General features: G+C 40.3%; 14 protein-coding genes. 8 read left to right on the forward strand and 6 right to left on the reverse strand.

Annotation, left to right across the window (positions count from 1 at the left end; all coding sequences use genetic code 11):
• The first annotated feature begins 125 nt into the window (after positions 1–125).
• From FIV01_RS07920 to FIV01_RS07935, 4 genes are all read left to right on the forward strand, one after another.
• A complete protein-coding gene (locus FIV01_RS07920) occupies positions 126–1229 on the forward strand; it encodes a phosphoribosylaminoimidazolesuccinocarboxamide synthase (protein WP_152430514.1) in 1104 nt (367 codons plus the stop codon).
• A 173-nt stretch (positions 1230–1402) separates the two neighbouring features.
• Positions 1403–2068, forward strand: coding sequence for a helix-turn-helix transcriptional regulator (locus FIV01_RS07925; protein ID WP_172971823.1), 666 nt, complete (start codon positions 1403–1405; stop codon positions 2066–2068).
• 308 nt (positions 2069–2376) lie between these two features.
• Positions 2377–3102: an AraC family transcriptional regulator gene (locus tag FIV01_RS07930; protein WP_152430516.1), complete on the forward strand. Its 726-nt coding sequence runs from the start codon at positions 2377–2379 to the stop codon at positions 3100–3102.
• 218 nt (positions 3103–3320) lie between these two features.
• Entirely contained in the window at positions 3321–4220 is a 900-nt protein-coding gene (locus FIV01_RS07935; RefSeq protein WP_152430517.1) for a hypothetical protein, read from the forward strand.
• A gap of 108 nt (positions 4221–4328) precedes the next feature.
• Here FIV01_RS07935 and FIV01_RS07940 read toward each other — a convergent pair whose 3' ends face one another.
• Both FIV01_RS07940 and FIV01_RS07945 read right to left on the reverse strand, forming a co-directional pair.
• Positions 4329–4985, reverse strand: a complete 657-nt coding sequence (locus FIV01_RS07940; RefSeq protein ID WP_246210378.1) for a COG3904 family protein — start codon at positions 4983–4985, stop codon at positions 4329–4331.
• Between the two features lie 588 nt (positions 4986–5573).
• The gene (locus FIV01_RS07945) at positions 5574–6347 is read right to left on the reverse strand and encodes a hypothetical protein (RefSeq protein ID WP_152430519.1); all 774 of its coding nucleotides are present in this window, start codon (positions 6345–6347) and stop codon (positions 5574–5576) included.
• A gap of 144 nt (positions 6348–6491) precedes the next feature.
• Here FIV01_RS07945 and FIV01_RS07950 point away from each other — a divergent pair, with 144 nt between their 5' ends.
• On the forward strand, positions 6492–6971 hold the full coding sequence (locus FIV01_RS07950; protein ID WP_152430520.1) for a hypothetical protein: 480 nt from the start codon (positions 6492–6494) through the stop codon (positions 6969–6971).
• A gap of 386 nt (positions 6972–7357) precedes the next feature.
• Here the strand turns inward: FIV01_RS07950 and FIV01_RS07955 are convergent, their stop codons facing one another.
• A complete protein-coding gene (locus FIV01_RS07955) occupies positions 7358–8842 on the reverse strand; it encodes a transcriptional regulator (RefSeq protein WP_152430521.1) in 1485 nt (494 codons plus the stop codon).
• Positions 8843–9232: 390 nt separating this feature from the next.
• On the opposite strand from FIV01_RS07955, the gene FIV01_RS07960 reads away from it, so the two are divergent.
• Positions 9233–10147, forward strand: coding sequence for a hypothetical protein (locus tag FIV01_RS07960; protein WP_152430522.1), 915 nt, complete (start codon positions 9233–9235; stop codon positions 10145–10147).
• Between the two features lie 660 nt (positions 10148–10807).
• On the opposite strand, the gene FIV01_RS07965 is transcribed toward FIV01_RS07960, so the two are convergent.
• Positions 10808–11242: a hypothetical protein gene (locus FIV01_RS07965; protein WP_152430523.1), complete on the reverse strand. Its 435-nt coding sequence runs from the start codon at positions 11240–11242 to the stop codon at positions 10808–10810.
• A gap of 254 nt (positions 11243–11496) precedes the next feature.
• Here FIV01_RS07965 and FIV01_RS07970 point away from each other — a divergent pair, with 254 nt between their 5' ends.
• Together FIV01_RS07970 and FIV01_RS07975 are read left to right on the forward strand one after the other, a co-directional pair.
• On the forward strand, positions 11497–12708 hold the full coding sequence (locus FIV01_RS07970) for an IQ calmodulin-binding motif-containing protein (protein WP_152430524.1): 1212 nt from the start codon (positions 11497–11499) through the stop codon (positions 12706–12708).
• A 202-nt stretch (positions 12709–12910) separates the two neighbouring features.
• A complete protein-coding gene (locus FIV01_RS07975) occupies positions 12911–13822 on the forward strand; it encodes a LysR family transcriptional regulator (RefSeq protein WP_152430525.1) in 912 nt (303 codons plus the stop codon).
• Here FIV01_RS07975 and FIV01_RS07980 read toward each other — a convergent pair.
• The gene (locus FIV01_RS07980) at positions 13819–14688 is read right to left on the reverse strand and encodes a YjjW family glycine radical enzyme activase (RefSeq protein ID WP_152430526.1); all 870 of its coding nucleotides are present in this window, start codon (positions 14686–14688) and stop codon (positions 13819–13821) included. The two genes, FIV01_RS07975 and FIV01_RS07980, sit on opposite strands and share 4 nt — an antisense overlap.
• 8 nt (positions 14689–14696) lie before the next feature.
• A complete protein-coding gene (locus tag FIV01_RS07985; RefSeq protein ID WP_152430527.1) occupies positions 14697–16238 on the reverse strand; it encodes a YjjI family glycine radical enzyme in 1542 nt (513 codons plus the stop codon).
• Positions 16239–16251 lie beyond the last annotated feature (13 nt).

The raw sequence follows: 16251 nt of genomic DNA on the forward strand, positions 1-16251 counted from the left end.
ATCCGTACATAATGCAAACGTTTGCTTTTTTGTGGCAGCCTGCGTTATTTCTGGTATGATTCAATCCAAATCGATTATAAGCGTGGTTACAATCGTAAATTTCTGACACAGATAGGATTATCCAGATGACTCTTGCTGATCAAGTTCTTGCTACAAATGATGACCTTCCCATTCGTACTCACAAACCAGTTCACAGTGGTAAAGTTCGTTCTGTTTACTGGCTAACCGAGCAAGATAGCCGCCGCCTGATTGAAGAGAAAGGCTATAACGTCGCAGCCGATGCTCCTCTTGCTATCATGGTGATCAGTGACCGTATCTCAGCTTTTGATTGTATTTGGCACGGCCAAGGCGGATTAAAAGGGGTTCCGGGCAAAGGTGCAGCACTTAACGCTATTTCCAATCATTGGTTTAACTTGTTCAAACAAAATGGTCTTGCCGATAGTCATATACTCGATGTCCCTCATCCCTTGGTCTGGATAGTTCAAAAAGCAAAGCCAATTATGATTGAAGCCATTTGTCGCCAGTACATCACAGGCTCAATGTGGCGTGCTTATGAAAAAGGTGAACGAAATTTCTGCGGTATTGAGCTGCCAGAGGGACTTAAAAAAGATACTCAGCTCCCTGAATTATTGATGACCCCTTCCACAAAGGGGATCTTAAAAAACATTCCTGGTGTACCAGAAGCAGACGATGTAAACATTACTCGTAAAAACATAGAAGAAAACTTTGCTGCGTTTAACTTCTCTAGCCCCGATGATATTCAACTCTACGAAAAACTACTCAGCGAAGGGTTTAACCTAATTAGCCAAGCTTTATCTGAAGTCAATCAAATCTTCGTCGATACAAAATTTGAATTCGGCTATGTTGAAGACGCATCCGGTAATGAAAAACTTATCTATATGGATGAAGTCGGAACACCAGACTCCTCTCGCATTTGGGATGAACATGAGTACCAAAATGGTCGAATCGTTGAAAACTCAAAGGAAGGTTTCAGGCAGTTCTTATTAAACCACTTCCCGGACCCAGACATTCTACTTAACAAAGAACGAATGACGGAGCGAGAAGCTCTGGCTAGAGATAATGAACTGCCCTCTGAGGCATTGATGGATATTTCTAGAACCTATATCAACATCGCTGAAAAGATAACGGGAAAATCCATTCAGTTATCGAATAATCCTAAGCAAGAGATTATTAATATTCTTAGCGATGAATATGGGTTAATCGATTAATTGAGTATTAGATGAAATAAAGCGTTTTAAGTAATAAGCGTTGTCATTATTGTTAAAGGCAACTCTTATGTACTAAAACGCTTTTATCGTTTCTCGCTTACCATAGATAAAAGCCAACCCTTAATTGTTAAATTAGTTGCATAATGTTAGCATCCCTCGTAAAGGAGGGATCTATGACTTTATCGTCCGATTTAATCGCATTTTGGGAAAGCTTTGACTGGCCTTGTGGGCTAAAAGACCCAAACTACCGCTTCGTTTATATTAACCCCGCATATCGAAGAATGCAGAACTTATCTAAATCCTTTGATATTGAGGGCCGCTTGGACGGTGAACTTCCAACTGAAACTCATGAATTCCAAGATGCCTTTCAAGCCCATGACCAATTAGTGATAGACACCAATGAGACAAAAAGCTCTATCGAAATCCACCCTTTTGGCAAGAACAAACTCCTTGAAGGTTGGATATTTCATAAGAAGCCTTTTTATATAAAAGATAGATTTATTGGTGTTTTCTTTTGGGCTGAGCCGGCTAGGAAATTTGACACTGACATATTCACCACTTTTGGTTCCAAACCCATTTCCATTACCTTAAATCCACCAACCTCAATATTGACTGATCGAGAGTGGGAGGTACTCTACTTTCTCTTAAAAGGTGATAGCACTAAAACCATTGCCATCCAATTAGCATTACAGGTTAATACAGTAAGAAAGTATTTAGACAGTATACGCTCAAAATTAGGTGTATTTTCTCAAAAACAAGCTATTGATTACTGCAAATCTAATGGCTGGGATAGATATGTCCCTTCAAAATACATAATACGGCATAAAATTTTAAATTAACCTAATTTTTATAACCTGAACATTATATTTAAGTCATCAATATTTTTTATTAAAAAAGTGGCATGCAATAAAGCATGCCACAAAAAATCACAATTATGTTTGGCAAGGAAGTTAAAATCATATTAGAGAGCTTCCTGTTAGACTAAGTATGGTTCAAAACGCGTATAAGACTACACGCAAATTGACCATTGCGCCTTTGTGCAAGCTAAGAGATAATGCATCCTTGCTAATCCGATGTTATTAGCATATATGATAATACACCAGCCTAATTTTGTTAACTGGCTTCAATCATAACGGTAAAGTCCATCATGAGTAGCGTGAAATCAAGATCTATACAGCATCACTCAAATTCACAAACTCATTGGCATCAACATGACATGGCTCAGTTATACTGGCTCACTCAAGGCACTGCTACTATAGAAACACTTGACCAACAGTGGACAATGACACCAGCATCTGTTGGTTGGATTCCAGCCCATCTAGAGCACAAGTCCAGTGTAGTTTCTGATATAGAAGCCTTTATTATTTACCTCCCTATCACCCATGTATCATCACTAAACAGCCAGGCAAAGGTTATCGCTTCTAATAGCTTGATTTCTGCCTTAATTGAGCGGATAAAAAGCTTCAACTTTAAAGACCTGACTGAGCCTCAACAACGATTAGTCGATGCGCTCGTGGATGAAATTGCTTCAAGCCAGTCAAATGACCTTTTTCTGCCATTACCGAAAAAAGACAACATACGTCGTCTTGCTCATTGGCTCATGTCTCACCCTGACGATACAAGATCCCAAAACGAATTAGCAGCAGAATTTGCAACCAGCCCGAGAACACTAAGTCGCGTATTTAAAAGCGAGACAGGTATAAACTTCAGTGCATGGCGACAACAAGCTCGATTAATCGCTTCTCTCACTTTGCTTAGCCAAGGTATGAGTGTCACCTCCACCGCGCTATCTTGTGGCTACGCCAACACCAGCAGCTATATCACTGCTTTCAAAGCTCGATTTGGAATAACGCCTAGCCAATATTTTGATTGATAGCCAATAAATTAACTTTCAATTTCACTTCATTTTATCGCGTTGTTATATAAATCTCTTTAAATAATAAAAAAGATAATTATAGTCAACATATTTGGGAATAAAATCTATATTTAAAAATATAGAAATTAATTTGTATTAATTTACGACAGCCGCAGTAGTCACAAATTTCATATTGGATAAAATCGGCATCATTCATAAATGGTTGGAAGTAAATTATGCCATTGCCGGTAAGCAACACAACAAGCAGTTGTAATACAAAAACTCATAATATTTTTGATAGTGCCAAGGACTTCGAAAGTCTCTCTCGTAATATTAAGCGAATAACGAATGTTCCTTCAGGGGTTATTTATAGCCCATTTAATAATCACGATATGGTCGCTCAAGCGCTAGGCATTAACACTGCAAGAGTGTTAAAAGGAAAAGAGCCTTTCCCTCTGATATGCTGTCCTCTAAAGCGTGATGCATTGAAAATCTCACTCAAGGAATTTAAGCAGCAGGAGCTACAAGGGCGCTTAAAAGAAGGTCCAGATTATGAAAAGAGATTTACCTCTTCAATCAAACAAAGCGGTGTTAAAGCGGTGCACAGCACTTTCCCAGTAGAAACCAAAATACTGGGCGAATATCAATCTATTAATCGGCTTTCAGTCATCGACCCCAAAAACTTACCCAATCACACGATAGAAAGCATCTATGTTATCGGTCACGGTGCCGCTGGGTTGCCTAGGCTATACCAAACAACCCAATCCGAGACTGGCTCTAGACCAATCGCTGACGTGATTAAAGAAGTTAGTCACCTCGTCAAAAATAAAGTTAAACCCGGTGTCAAAATTAAACTTACCGCCTGTGAAAGTGCTGATAGAGAAACGCTGTCGTCATTTGAAAATACGGGTGATATATCAGAAACAAAACAAGGTGCTGAACCACTTGCCAAAACAGCAAAAACCGAGGCAAATAAGCACCTTCCCCAATCTAGGGTGTTTGGCTATCACGGTTTAGGAGTCACTCGTGGAAGTGGCTATATATCACAAGCTAGGTGTCTAGACTCAGATTTTGATAAAACAACAAAAAAAAGCCACAACTGGAGAAAAGCAAGCACGGTAAGAGAAGAATTCTAAGCGCCTTGCTTTGGTGTACTAGGATAAAGGGCTTACGTTAAAAACTGCCCTTTATTCTAGTATTCAAAGAGCCATCTTTAGGAAAGCCATAGCCTAGAAAACAAAAGTTTAGAAAGCAAAAGTCGGCGTATTAAAACCAAAGTATTTCAGCTCATCTTGAGATAAGTAATGCATATCATCAGACGAGGCTGAGTACAGAGTAAACCAGTAAAATTCTTCAGGCTTGATCAACTCAACCTTGTGGTAATAGTCGATGTATTCTTGATGCTGTGGATCCTCAGCTGGAAGATCAGCGCCCTCGACAAGATTGCCATTGTCGTCATCGCTTGCCCATGAATGAACACCAACTTTTGCGCCCTGTTCCACTTTGCGCTCAACACCAGACAAAAATAAGTCTGTGCCGCCAGATTCAACTCGACTATCACTTTCAAGCAGAGTACTTATGCCCATATCATGGATCTTAGTCGCCAGGCGCAAATTGGTTTCGTCATCCAGTGAACCTGGCACATTTTGCAAGCGGAGAAGTTTGATATCAGGGTAAAACTGCGTCATTGACTCAAAAGCTTGATACGATCCCGAGCATATCTCACCGTTGACATTGGCTTGAGACAAATTTCTATCAACAACAAAGGTCAATGGCATCACATTGCCCTCTCTCGCTTCTTGGCAATCAGATTGAAATACGTAAGGTTTTTGATAGTCAGGGTTAGACTGACAACCCGCCAAGGCCACCACTGACATAAAGACTGGGAATAAAAACTTCAAGGTAACTCCAAAACACATAGATTCTAGGAGCATCTTATTGTAGAGCGATAATTTTTATATATAGCCTTTGTCAGCAATTGTCAGTTTTCTGTTATTGGCTCCTAGCGTGATGTCTTCTTGTTAAAGGGCTAATCGCTTCTATCTAAACGGGCTCACCACCAAATGTACTTGAATAAGGGAAGTAAGGATATAACGGATTTTTGCCCCAAAACTTGTTAGATCAAATACTCTACACATTTCTTGTAGCGTGCGTTTTCCCTAACAAATCTAATCTGATGAACGAGGGTAAGATCTGCTCATTTTGGGGTGAAAGATTCCACTAGAACAAATGTTCAGGGTTTGCTAATGCCTTTCATAAAGAAAAAAAGAGCTTGCTACGATAACTATCTGAACGATAGTAAATATATTAACTCGGATATAGAGTGTAGCTTTTATACTTTGATACTTGAAAATGAGCATATCGCATTCCTTATTTGGAGTAGGTACGCTCATTTTATCTTTTGTTCATACTTGATAAATGCCGTCTACGAGTACACTGTACGACTAGCAAGCAAAATGTACCTTCTGCATGCTCGATGTATAGACAAATCAAGATCTAGTGTTTTGCCGTATCCATTTATCAATGGTTCTATCCGTTACAGGCACTACCCGAGACAATTTTCTCGCCGCATCTGCTACTGATTTATACTCAGCCTTGTTTTCATCGTAAATTTTCAAAACTTCATCTTTCATCGAGTCTGTTTCTGCGTGACGACTCCTTGCCGCTTTCCTAGCATTCTCTTTTCTAACTGCTTCAGCGAATATTACGTTGCTCATTTTTTCACGATGTAGCCAACAGTCATTGAGAATTTCCAACATTGCGGGTGACTCATGATATTGAAAGTATTCATCGAAAGAACGGTTCACTTCCCAGAAAAACATAACTGCGTGAACACCTGATTTATGCCAAGGAATAAAGCGAAATCCCATTTCGTTGGCTAGAACATCTTCAAGGCACAGCCACATATGTATAATATCGTCAACCGAAGATGTACAGACATGCTCTCTCAAGTCCGAGCCACCAATTTCTCTACCATCAGGAAAAGACAGAATAACGTTGCCATAATCCGATAACTGTAAAATTAGTCTCTTATATGCCTCTGCAATGAAACTTCCTTTCTCTTCGATAAACTCATTAATGCCTGAACATTGGTCGGCTTCTTCTTTTTGTAAGTCACAGATATGTTCGTATACACACTTTCCAATAGAGTATATAGCTTTTGTTTCTTGAAATATTTTTCCCTCTCGATCAATAACTAAACCATCTTTGTTATCGATTCCATACATCGACTCAACATCAATGTTTAATGTGAATTTTCCCATAATGAACCTCCACCTAGTATCTTACATTGATTCTAATGGCATAAGAATGATGGTTTTCCACAAGAGTGAGGCAATGCATTGTTTGACTAAGCATTTCTGATCAGTGTAATGTCAAACGTCGATTAACTTAAGACTTTAATTAGTATGATTTTTGATGAAGAACGCAGTAAAGAGGAAGAGCAACTACTACACGTAATTCGAACAACAAACATCGTTGAGACGAAAATGAAACGTGTAATAAAGGCTTTCATCAGCCCAGCCCCGAACCGTTCCGAGTTTGTACTTTCTTGTGTTCTCAACAATGCCACAATGCCCTTTGGAGCAAAGGTAAAAGTGATCCTAGCAATTGCAAAACACCTTTCCATTAAAGTAGATCGCAACTCATTTCATATATTGCTAAGTCGTCGCAATGCATTCGCACACCAAGATCACCTTGAGTCCATTCGTGTCATTGATGATTCAGAAAACTACCCTGATGTAGCTTTCGTTGTTGAGTCGATAAAAGGGTCTGGTGAGCTAGAGACGGTAACCTATACAACGGCGTATCACGAATTTATGGCAGCATACATCAAGGTAGACAAATCTCTGGACGACCTAATAAAGGAAATCATCGAGAACCAATAAAGATGAGCAGTCGCTTATGTTTAGGTGTAGTGGCTGATTGATTTTGGCCTACCGATTATAGGTTTTTCTATACCTCTGGCAATCCGTTAATTACTAATTTAGTAAAATCTGTAAAACGGTTTTGTCCATCAACGAGTCAGTAGAGCTGTGCTGACTCTGTGATGAGTTGTAACACACCTTTGCCCCAAAACGTCATGTCAGCACCGCTTCTTACTTGGGTTTGAATTCGAGAGTTTTGTAATATTTGTACTAATGACAGGCAAAAAGCAAGACCTGAACCTGATTTAGGGCGACCAGCTCACCACTCCACTAGATAAGTTTATAGAACAACTTATCTAGTAGAGAGCAGCAAAAAGTCACTCGGGTGAGTAGCTTTCTTTAACTAATTAATCGCCTAATCTTTCTGATTTTACTTGAGATAAAACGCTAATTACTTCAGTTTGAAACTGTTCGATTGAGCATTCGAAATGATGGAACTCATCATAGCACCGGTTGAATGCCCGGCCCTGAAAGCTTTTATACCAACTGATATCGGTTAACCTATATTCTTCGATATTAGGTTGTATTACATCTCTACAGTTCATTTGGAGTAGCATCAAAGATAGTTTTTCTAGAATCATAGAACCAAAGAAATGTTTGGATATATAAGCTTTAAGTTCTTCCTCATCCATTTTATTTACGTAAGTGATATGTTCTTCAACTAATCGGTCATAAATCTCCATATATTTTGATTCTGAGTAACACTCAAGTAGTGCTGTAGACTCAGCGATTTGTTCTCTAGTTAAATACCCAAAGAGTTTCTCTCTTAATTCAGCTCGTTTTTGTATCTCATGTTTCATTTTATCGAAGTCGGGTTTATATACTCTGATTTCAGTTTTGGTTTCAGCTCGTTTATAGTCCGTTCGATATTCATCTACAGGTTTATAGTCAAAATATACTTCAAATATAACGCCGATAGCTTCCGCACTTAGATGCTTTGGTTCATTAATCATATTGAGACTATGGTTTAAGTAGTGATTGTATTTGATAGTGGAAATCGTTTTGCTATATATGCCGCCTGATAATCCATATTTATCTCTAACTACTTCTTTTGCTTGTGCTGCTATTGGTTCACCTTCTTTATCTTCATACTCAGCCAACACCAACGATATTGATTGTAGATCGTGGTATGAAAGTTGATTTGGTGTGTCAACCCAAGAGTACTCATATTTCATTTCCTGAGTTATTTGATCCTGAAAATCAAAAAGCTTAAACAACATAGTAAATCTGAGTTCAAGTATTCTGATGTTAATAAGCGGTGTTTCAGCTAAGTGAACTTGGCTATCGTTGCTGGCTGGGTATCTGAAAGTTTGGCCTGTAGGATCAATATCGGCAATATCTTGGATGTAAGGGTCTAACAATGGAATGAGCTTGCTGAAACGCGAGTCTATTACTGATGCATATTCGGTTACCAGATTCCACAGTTTAGATAGATCGTGTGTGGATGCCTCATCTATTGTAGGAAAGGGGGCTAGCTTTCCCCTTAATGAACGATCTTTTGCAACTTTGGCGTCTCTATGCTGTTTTAGCTTAACCTCTCTTTTTGAGGCTAACATTCCTAAGTCTTTCCACCATTTTTTCAGCCGTAATTCCACAGCATGTCTCATGTTGAAACAAATAGGATAAACCAAAAAGTCGAGGTGAGTTCTAAACTCAGAAGATTCTTTCGCTGATCTAATCAGTTCGAGTGCGGCGCTTGAAAAACCAAGAGCATAATCTGTATTTGAACGGGCTTCTCCTTCCGGAGCAAAGCTGCCATTATTACCAACAGTTGCATTCAGGTGAGTCGTTTCACCTCCCGAGAAAGTATCGTTTTCAATTCTTTGGTTCATTATTATATCCTGCAATATGGCCAACATACTATTCGATGAATAGCATATTACTACGATTGGTAATTGGATGATATTTAAATGAAATATGCGTTGGCTTGTGAACCAATGGGGGCAGGTCTTGCTTTTTGTTAGTTAATTTTTGCCATACGCTAACTAATCCGACTTTTACTAAATAAGCAAAACTACTAACTTACTTTTGTCCATTCCTAATAAAACCCGATTCTATTCATATTTGCTCTCAAAAACTGAGGACTAAAAACGTCACTTTGAGCGTTTAAGTAGTCAAAATAACTATTTAACTGGTTAATGCATCAAAATGTCTTACCAGAGATTATAACTAGCTGAAACTATTGGTATCATCCCTCTTATTTTTTATAAGAGTGAACTTAAATGCGGTATGAATCTTTCCCATATGCCCCAGAAGAAAGGCAAGAAACCACAAGAGAAAGAGCGGAACGTCAACGCCAAGAGCGCAGAGCCGAACTAACCTACACCGCTAAAGATTATCAACGTTGGGCTGAAAATAGAGAACGTGTTCTTGCAGAGCGTGCCGCTGCACAACAAGCCTACGATCTTACTGAAAAAGAGTGGAATAAGGACTTACAAGAGCAAGCGAAGGAATATCAGTGGGATACGTCTCAACAGACCAATGTTAGCATTGCTGTTATGACAGTTGAAGAAGCAAACGAGTATTTAGATTTGCTCGTGAAAGACACTCATGGAGAACTTTCTACAGGCAAAGACTACACAGGTGTCAGCATGGGCTTAAAAGGGGCCTATGAAGTTGCTAAAGAGCTTGGCGGGTGGGGAGCAATAGCTAAAGCGGTCGATATTAATGGAGTGACGAATATTGTGGTTGAAAACTACAAACCTCGATATTTAGATCTCGGTATTCGCTGGCAGGAAGCGACACCTCAAATGCTTAAAATCGGCTACGCATTGAATACTGTCAAGGGTAATATTAATTTCTTGAAAGGTAACATCTATGTAGAACTTGTTTTCAGTGGTGCAGTCAATGCCGTTGATTACATCATGCATGATGAAAAAACCTTGGGTGAGGTTGTCGGCCAATATTCTGCTGATGTAGCTAAGGGAGTTGTTGCTGGCGTAATAGCTCAAGGTTTAACAATAGGGCTTAGGGTTGGCTTGGCAGTAGCCTTTGCATCACCTCCCACCGCCATTGTTCTCGGATTTTTTGCGATAGCTGCCTTTGGTATAGGTAAGGTTGTTTCTGCTATCGATGATCAGTATCAGTACACCGAACCAATGAAAAAAGAAATTGAAGGATTAATTGATGAAAATTAATCGGTTACGCTCAGGATTGTTTTTAGCATCATGTGTTGTACTCTCCGTTTTAGTTTTTTTGCTTGCGCCACAGAACTTGTTTGTACCGAAGGAACTCCCAAACGTTGTAAAGGTTTACAGCGCACTTAATGACGCCTCCTTGCTCGCTATTAGCTACACATTAATAGTGGCGTCGCTATTAGCACTTATCGTTTTTGTTACTGGAAGGTGTTTAAGATGGATGCCTAAATTTGTCATTATAATTCTGGGCGGCCTTTTTTTTGTTACGTTTGCCTATGGTTGGCAGATTAATCTATCAATAGAGGATGAGCTCAATAAGCAAGGTTACATAGAGTGCAGTTCTGAACGCGAGCTTTCCCTCAAATATTCAAGTCGTACTTACGTTCTCCCACCAGAAACATGTAATTGAGTCGGTGCTCCCGTCGTTTTATACGCCACAAATGCTCAGGGTCAGGCCTTCCATTTTGCCCTAGCTAAATTTATCCGAATATCCGGCATTCATAAGAAATCTGAACACAGAAATGTCCATAAAAGAGTCGAATTTAGTATGCTGCTTTATTCTTCTCCTGCAAGTAGCCACCCCCTGATGAGTTGCTGCTGTAGGCAGTTTCCTTACTGAGATTCACATAGAACATACTGGCCGAGAAAATAAATCATACGCTATTCAAATAGTCCTAGCTCATCACCGATCTTTAAAGAATCGAAAGGTGCAGAGTAGGTGGATTGAATCTTGTCGATTTCGTTAATGTCCAGTAACTTAATGAACTCATTTTGATTGCCGTTTTTAACTAGAAGCTTTATGTGTTTAAGCTGTTCTGGTGTAGCACTGTGTGCGGTATCTAAGAGGTTTTGTCTTTCTTTTTGAGAACAAGACTCCCGATTATCCATAGAGATAAACAAGACTACATTTTTCTTGTCTTGAGTTGACAGGGAGTTGAACCAATCGTTAACAGGGAAAGGCTTATTGTTCGTCTTGGCTATACTGTTGCATTCAGTCAGTTTATCCCCATAACTCACCAAAGCTTGCTCAAAAGTGGTTGCACAGGCGGTAAACGAAAGTATGGATAGTGCAAAAGCTAGGTTACAAAGACGCACGGACTACACACCTCCAAAATTTACCTTCCTTGCCATTGGTTTGCCATTGGTTTGCCATTGGTTTGCCATGTTAAAGGTTCGGCTATCTAGGTTAATCCAAAAGCCCGGTATAGAGCAAGACATACCGCAAAAATCATTCCCACCATTAAACAAAAGGCAAGAATTCATTTATCTTCATATTATTTCACTTTCATAAGCACTTGATTGCACAACAAAATAGAATTCTTGATGCATATAAAAATGAATGTAAATTAATGATCCTAACGAGTAGACAAATACATCAACATATAACAACCAAGCACAATGCATTACAAACAACGGATAATAGCAATGAGTTCACTCTCACTCTTCCTGTTAAAAAAGTATACCGAGTATTAGTAGATGCTGATGGCAAAGCTACATCTGTCATAAGAGAAAATCCTAAACAATTGTTTGGTGCCAAATGTAAGACGTCCATTGCAAACTTTCTTAGTAAAAGTAATAATGCAAAGGCGCTAAAAGTACTACAAAAAATGGACATCGATTGTGGTCAGATTATTAATGAATGCAATAAAGAAAATGCCGTCACGACGATTCAAGCAGCCTTTCGAGGGTTTGTCGCTCGTCGATCGTTAACACCAGAAAACGATTTCGGCTTTAAAAAGATGACCAACGAAAATCATGGTCGCACTTACTACTTTGACTCAACAAAAGAAAACCCTCACTTGAGAACGCCTGATCACCCCATCAAATACGGTAGTGCTGGCGCTTTTAAAACCGTAACTCATGCTGACTCTTCATTTGTTCAGCTATCGAATCCAAGCATTTCTCTCGAAGCAGCTAAAAATGAAAATAAGCTTGCAGACGAGTTGTCTCAATTTTCTTCGGTCTGTCATTCAAGGTATGTGGAAGATAAAACGGTACTGGCAAGAAACGGTGGCAGTGAAATTGCTGATCAGCGAAGAAAGTACAATAGAAAGTTTCCAGTAGAGTCATTTCGCTTAGCTTGCCAAGATCTTGCTGCTATGCACAACTTAGATATCTATATGCGAGATATTAAGCCTGAAAATATGGTGATAAAAGATGGGGTGGCAAGGCATATAGACCTCGATTTTGTCACCACACCTAATGGTGGCACTTACCCGTTTGAACAAGTGTGTGGCACACCATATATGGTAACTAGGGGGCTAATTAAAGAGAGAGAGTCTGGCGACAAAGAACGCATTAAAAAAGCGCTAAAATCGGGTGATCAATTTGCTATGCTACAAACAATGATGTATGCCACTGGAGGAAGCAAACTAAGCTACCAAGTCCGCAGGCACGATGGTATTGGTAAAGTGGGAGTAGCTATCACTGGTGCTCATAGAGATTGGGCCAGAGACAACATACTGCCGCAACATAAAAACCATGTACTCAAGTTTCTCGCCAACCCTACAGCAAGCCCTTTACCCGCTCCGCTGCACTTGCTAATAAAGTGGGATAACTAGAACCTTCATCTGGTATCAAAATGGACACATCACAAATCCCCATTGTGGTGTGCCCCAGCCACAAACTGACGGGTCTAGTGATTCATTAGGGGCTCGCAGTTTGGGTAAACATCCAATATTCAGCCCAATTTTTATATCAATTCATACCCATTCAACAGCATTGAAGGTATAACTAGACCATTGTTCTTTATTGGGGTTTTCAATGGATTATATTGCTCTCTCCCGAATCAGTTTGAAGCACCTAACCGTGCTCCACGTCCTACTGAGCACCCACAGTGTCAATGGCGCATCAGAAGTCCTTTGTGTAACCGCTTCCAGTATCAGCAAAACACTTGGACAATTAAGGGAGCAACTCAATGATGAGTTGTTTTATCGCGATGGTACTTCATTAGTCCCCACCCCTTTTGCTTTAGCGGTGGCGAACGATATACACAAGATTCTGTGTTCTATGAATCAAATTCTTCATCAAGGGGAATTTGAGCCAGAAAGCTACACTGGCACATTGGCTCTTTCAATGCGTGAAAGCACCTTTGACCTGTTCTGCGATCGCATCAGTGCCATCAGTTCTAAACTAAGCTCGGCAAAAATTCAGATTTTTGCTAAAGAGCAACTTAGCTTTGAAGCTTTGCTGCGTGGACAAGTTGACTTTATGATCCTGCCACATGATATCAGTCAACCACCAACTCGCAGCCGCGACCTGATATGGGAGCAAATTGAACAAGACGAAATGATATGCCTAATGAATTCAAAACACCCACTGGCCAACAACCCCTTAAGCATTGAAGATTATCTTTCCTGTCAGCATGTAGGCATTTTAGATAAAGATCTCTCTGAGCCGTATTTTGAGCAGCTACTCACCCAGCAATACCATCCTAGACAAGTGCGTATTTCAGTCGCAGACTTTGGTTCAGCGGCGACAATTTGTCATCAATCTGAACTGCTGTTTACTTGTTCTAAAATGTGGGCGGAAAAAGCACTCCAGGCCAAAGGCCTCACCCAAAAGCCACTGCCATTCTCATATGGCAAAGTGGCTTATAGTTTAGTTTGGAATCAAGCCAGTCTAAACAATCCAGCACTCAAGTGGCTTCATTCTCAACTGGTTAAGCCTAGTTAGACATACACACTAGGCAATTGAATCCGATGAGGAATTAATAGCCTAAGTGACTGATAGAAATTTAGCATTTGTGGTTCACTGCATTTATCCCATTGCAGTGACTCCCCCTCTACGCCATGATGTTGAAAGGCATTTAATCTCACTATCACCGTCTCTGGCAATTGATTAATCAAGCACGCTATATTGTCGACCTCTTGGTCTAAATCGCTTTTTTGCGGAATATGGAGCAAACGAATCTCGTGCAGTTTTTTGTTTTTCGCCAAGTAACGTATCGATTGAATAACTTTGTGATTGCTTCTCCCTACTAACCATAGATGCGTTTCTTGTTGCCAGGATTTAAGGTCTATCATAGCGCCGTCCAAATAAGGGAGTACCCTATTCCAACCTGACTCGCTCAAATAGCCATTGCTATCGACAAAACAGGTTAAATGCCCAAGCTCATTATCATCTTTAATTCGCTCAAAAAGCTCTATGATAAAGGGCAACTGCATCGTCGCTTCACCCCCTGAAATTGTGATCCCACTAATAAACCATTTTTGGCCGTGGATAATCGACAGCACTTCAGAGACTGTCAAGTGATGTACTTTCGGGCTAGAACGATAGCTACAAACATCAATACATTGATCGCAATGGGTGCACAGGCCCTCATCCCATATCACTTTGCCCTTATTATCCAATGACAATGCATTTTCAGGGCATCCAGCCACACAGTCACCGCAATCATTACAGTAATTAATTGTGTGGGGGTTGTGGCAATTGATACAGTTGAAATTGCATCCTTGCAGAAAAAGGACCAGACGATTGCCTGGCCCATCGACACAAGAAAAGTTAAGAATACGACTTACAATGGCTTGCCTTTCTGTCATTGTTTGTCCTATTTATACGAAGGTTGTATTTCCATACTCACAACCCGTGGCGAGCGTTGTAATATCCCTGTATTATTCGCAGCTTCTGCCCCCAACCAAGTGGTATTTTTACGCGAGCCATGCTCAGAAAACTTCTCAATATCAGACAGCTTAATCATGTAGCCTGTGACTCTCACTAAATCATTCGATGCGACATTAGCAGTAAACTCACGATAGCCTGAATTAAGCGCACCTTTGCACAAATTAAACATGGCCTCTGGGTTAGATTTTACCGTCTCGTCTATAGTCAAAATATCGCTAATCCCTGAGGTATAGTACTTGTGGTGTTTCGCTGTCGCTTGTACATAGGTAACGGGATCCGGTTCTGTTCCATAGGGTACTCTCACCCCAGGGGTAACGTCTTTATCTATGGCAATACCACCTTGCGCATGCAGCAATGCTTTACCATCAATGCCATATTTGACCGTTGAACGTTCCACTATCTCGGCCAATTTATCGGAAATCTGATAGCCTAACTCGTTAGCCTCAGCATTATGACCATAAAGCCCCTGAGCACCTGCTTTTTCCATCAGAATATTCACCGCTTCTGCCATTCCATAAATGCCGAACATGGGCGCAAAACGTGATTCTTCTATCAAACCTTCTTGAGCCAAGAACCCATTAAAGAAATACGATTTTTCATGAAGGAAGGCGCTGCGAGCGTCCATTAACTCAACCATCAGCTCACTATAGTCGGGTAACAAATGATTGAGAAAATCGTCAAGGTCTAATGCACGTTCTGCTACCAGTTTTAAGTTCATTCTAACCAGTGTGTTGGAGCCACCAGCTAAAGGCAGTGAATTGTAACAGCTCACTATGCCAAAACGCTTATCACCATAGCTTTGTGCATGCATAGGATAGTTAGCAATATGAGGTTTACTACACGCACATATGTTGCTTGTGGCTTGGCGCAGTAAATCATCCGGCGTCACCTTGGGGTCATACATAAAAGTCAGATTTGGAGCAACCTGCTTTAGCTCAACATCAATTCGTAATATTGCACGGCAAACAATATTATCCGTTGGGCCAATGTTTACGTGCATAAATGCATCGGGTAATGTCCTATCAAGCATTACCCAAAACCGCTTGAGTTTTTGATATACCGACTCTTCATCAAGATCGCCTATATAAGGCATCAGTACTTCATCTAGATGACCAAGATAAACAGGAATACTGGTGACCGATGGAACATGGTGGTAGAGAATAGTCAGCAAATTGATCGCATCATCAAAATCTTTGGCAGGCTCTAACTCAAGATATTCAGAGCCTTGAGCAAGGTATTTAGCATAATCTGGCAGCACGTAGCGCGGTTTAAACGGGGCGTGCCCTTCAAATAGATCACACAAAATCCCCGAGTCCATGGCTGCTTGCGCAGGCTCGGATAATGAAAGGTAAGGAAGGTTACCCTCGGCTTCTAATGCGAGGTATTGGCTTTTTTGTTTCGGGTTAAGGTTTGCGTCCGTGATGATGTCTTGCACGCGAGTTTGAAAAGAGTTCAAGCTGTTAGACATAAAGTATCTCCAT

The organism is Vibrio aquimaris, from assembly GCF_009363415.1.
Lineage (GTDB): Bacteria > Pseudomonadota > Gammaproteobacteria > Enterobacterales > Vibrionaceae > Vibrio > Vibrio aquimaris.

Excerpts from the sequence above, each read along its gene's own strand:
- FIV01_RS07980 (WP_152430526.1), bottom strand. The coding sequence starts at position 14,688 with ATGACAGAAAGGCAAGCCATTGTAAGTCGTATTCTTAACTTTTCTTGT.
- FIV01_RS07950 (WP_152430520.1), top strand. The coding sequence starts at position 6,492 with ATGATTTTTGATGAAGAACGCAGTAAAGAGGAAGAGCAACTACTACAC.
- FIV01_RS07975 (WP_152430525.1), top strand. The coding sequence starts at position 12,911 with ATGGATTATATTGCTCTCTCCCGAATCAGTTTGAAGCACCTAACCGTG.
- FIV01_RS07930 (WP_152430516.1), top strand. The coding sequence starts at position 2,377 with ATGAGTAGCGTGAAATCAAGATCTATACAGCATCACTCAAATTCACAA.
- FIV01_RS07925 (WP_172971823.1), top strand. The coding sequence starts at position 1,403 with ATGACTTTATCGTCCGATTTAATCGCATTTTGGGAAAGCTTTGACTGG.
- FIV01_RS07945 (WP_152430519.1), bottom strand. The coding sequence starts at position 6,347 with ATGGGAAAATTCACATTAAACATTGATGTTGAGTCGATGTATGGAATC.
- FIV01_RS07970 (WP_152430524.1), top strand. The coding sequence starts at position 11,497 with ATGATCCTAACGAGTAGACAAATACATCAACATATAACAACCAAGCAC.
- FIV01_RS07985 (WP_152430527.1), bottom strand. The coding sequence starts at position 16,238 with ATGTCTAACAGCTTGAACTCTTTTCAAACTCGCGTGCAAGACATCATC.
- FIV01_RS07935 (WP_152430517.1), top strand. The coding sequence starts at position 3,321 with ATGCCATTGCCGGTAAGCAACACAACAAGCAGTTGTAATACAAAAACT.
- FIV01_RS07960 (WP_152430522.1), top strand. The coding sequence starts at position 9,233 with ATGCGGTATGAATCTTTCCCATATGCCCCAGAAGAAAGGCAAGAAACC.
- FIV01_RS07920 (WP_152430514.1), top strand. The coding sequence starts at position 126 with ATGACTCTTGCTGATCAAGTTCTTGCTACAAATGATGACCTTCCCATT.
- FIV01_RS07955 (WP_152430521.1), bottom strand. The coding sequence starts at position 8,842 with ATGAACCAAAGAATTGAAAACGATACTTTCTCGGGAGGTGAAACGACT.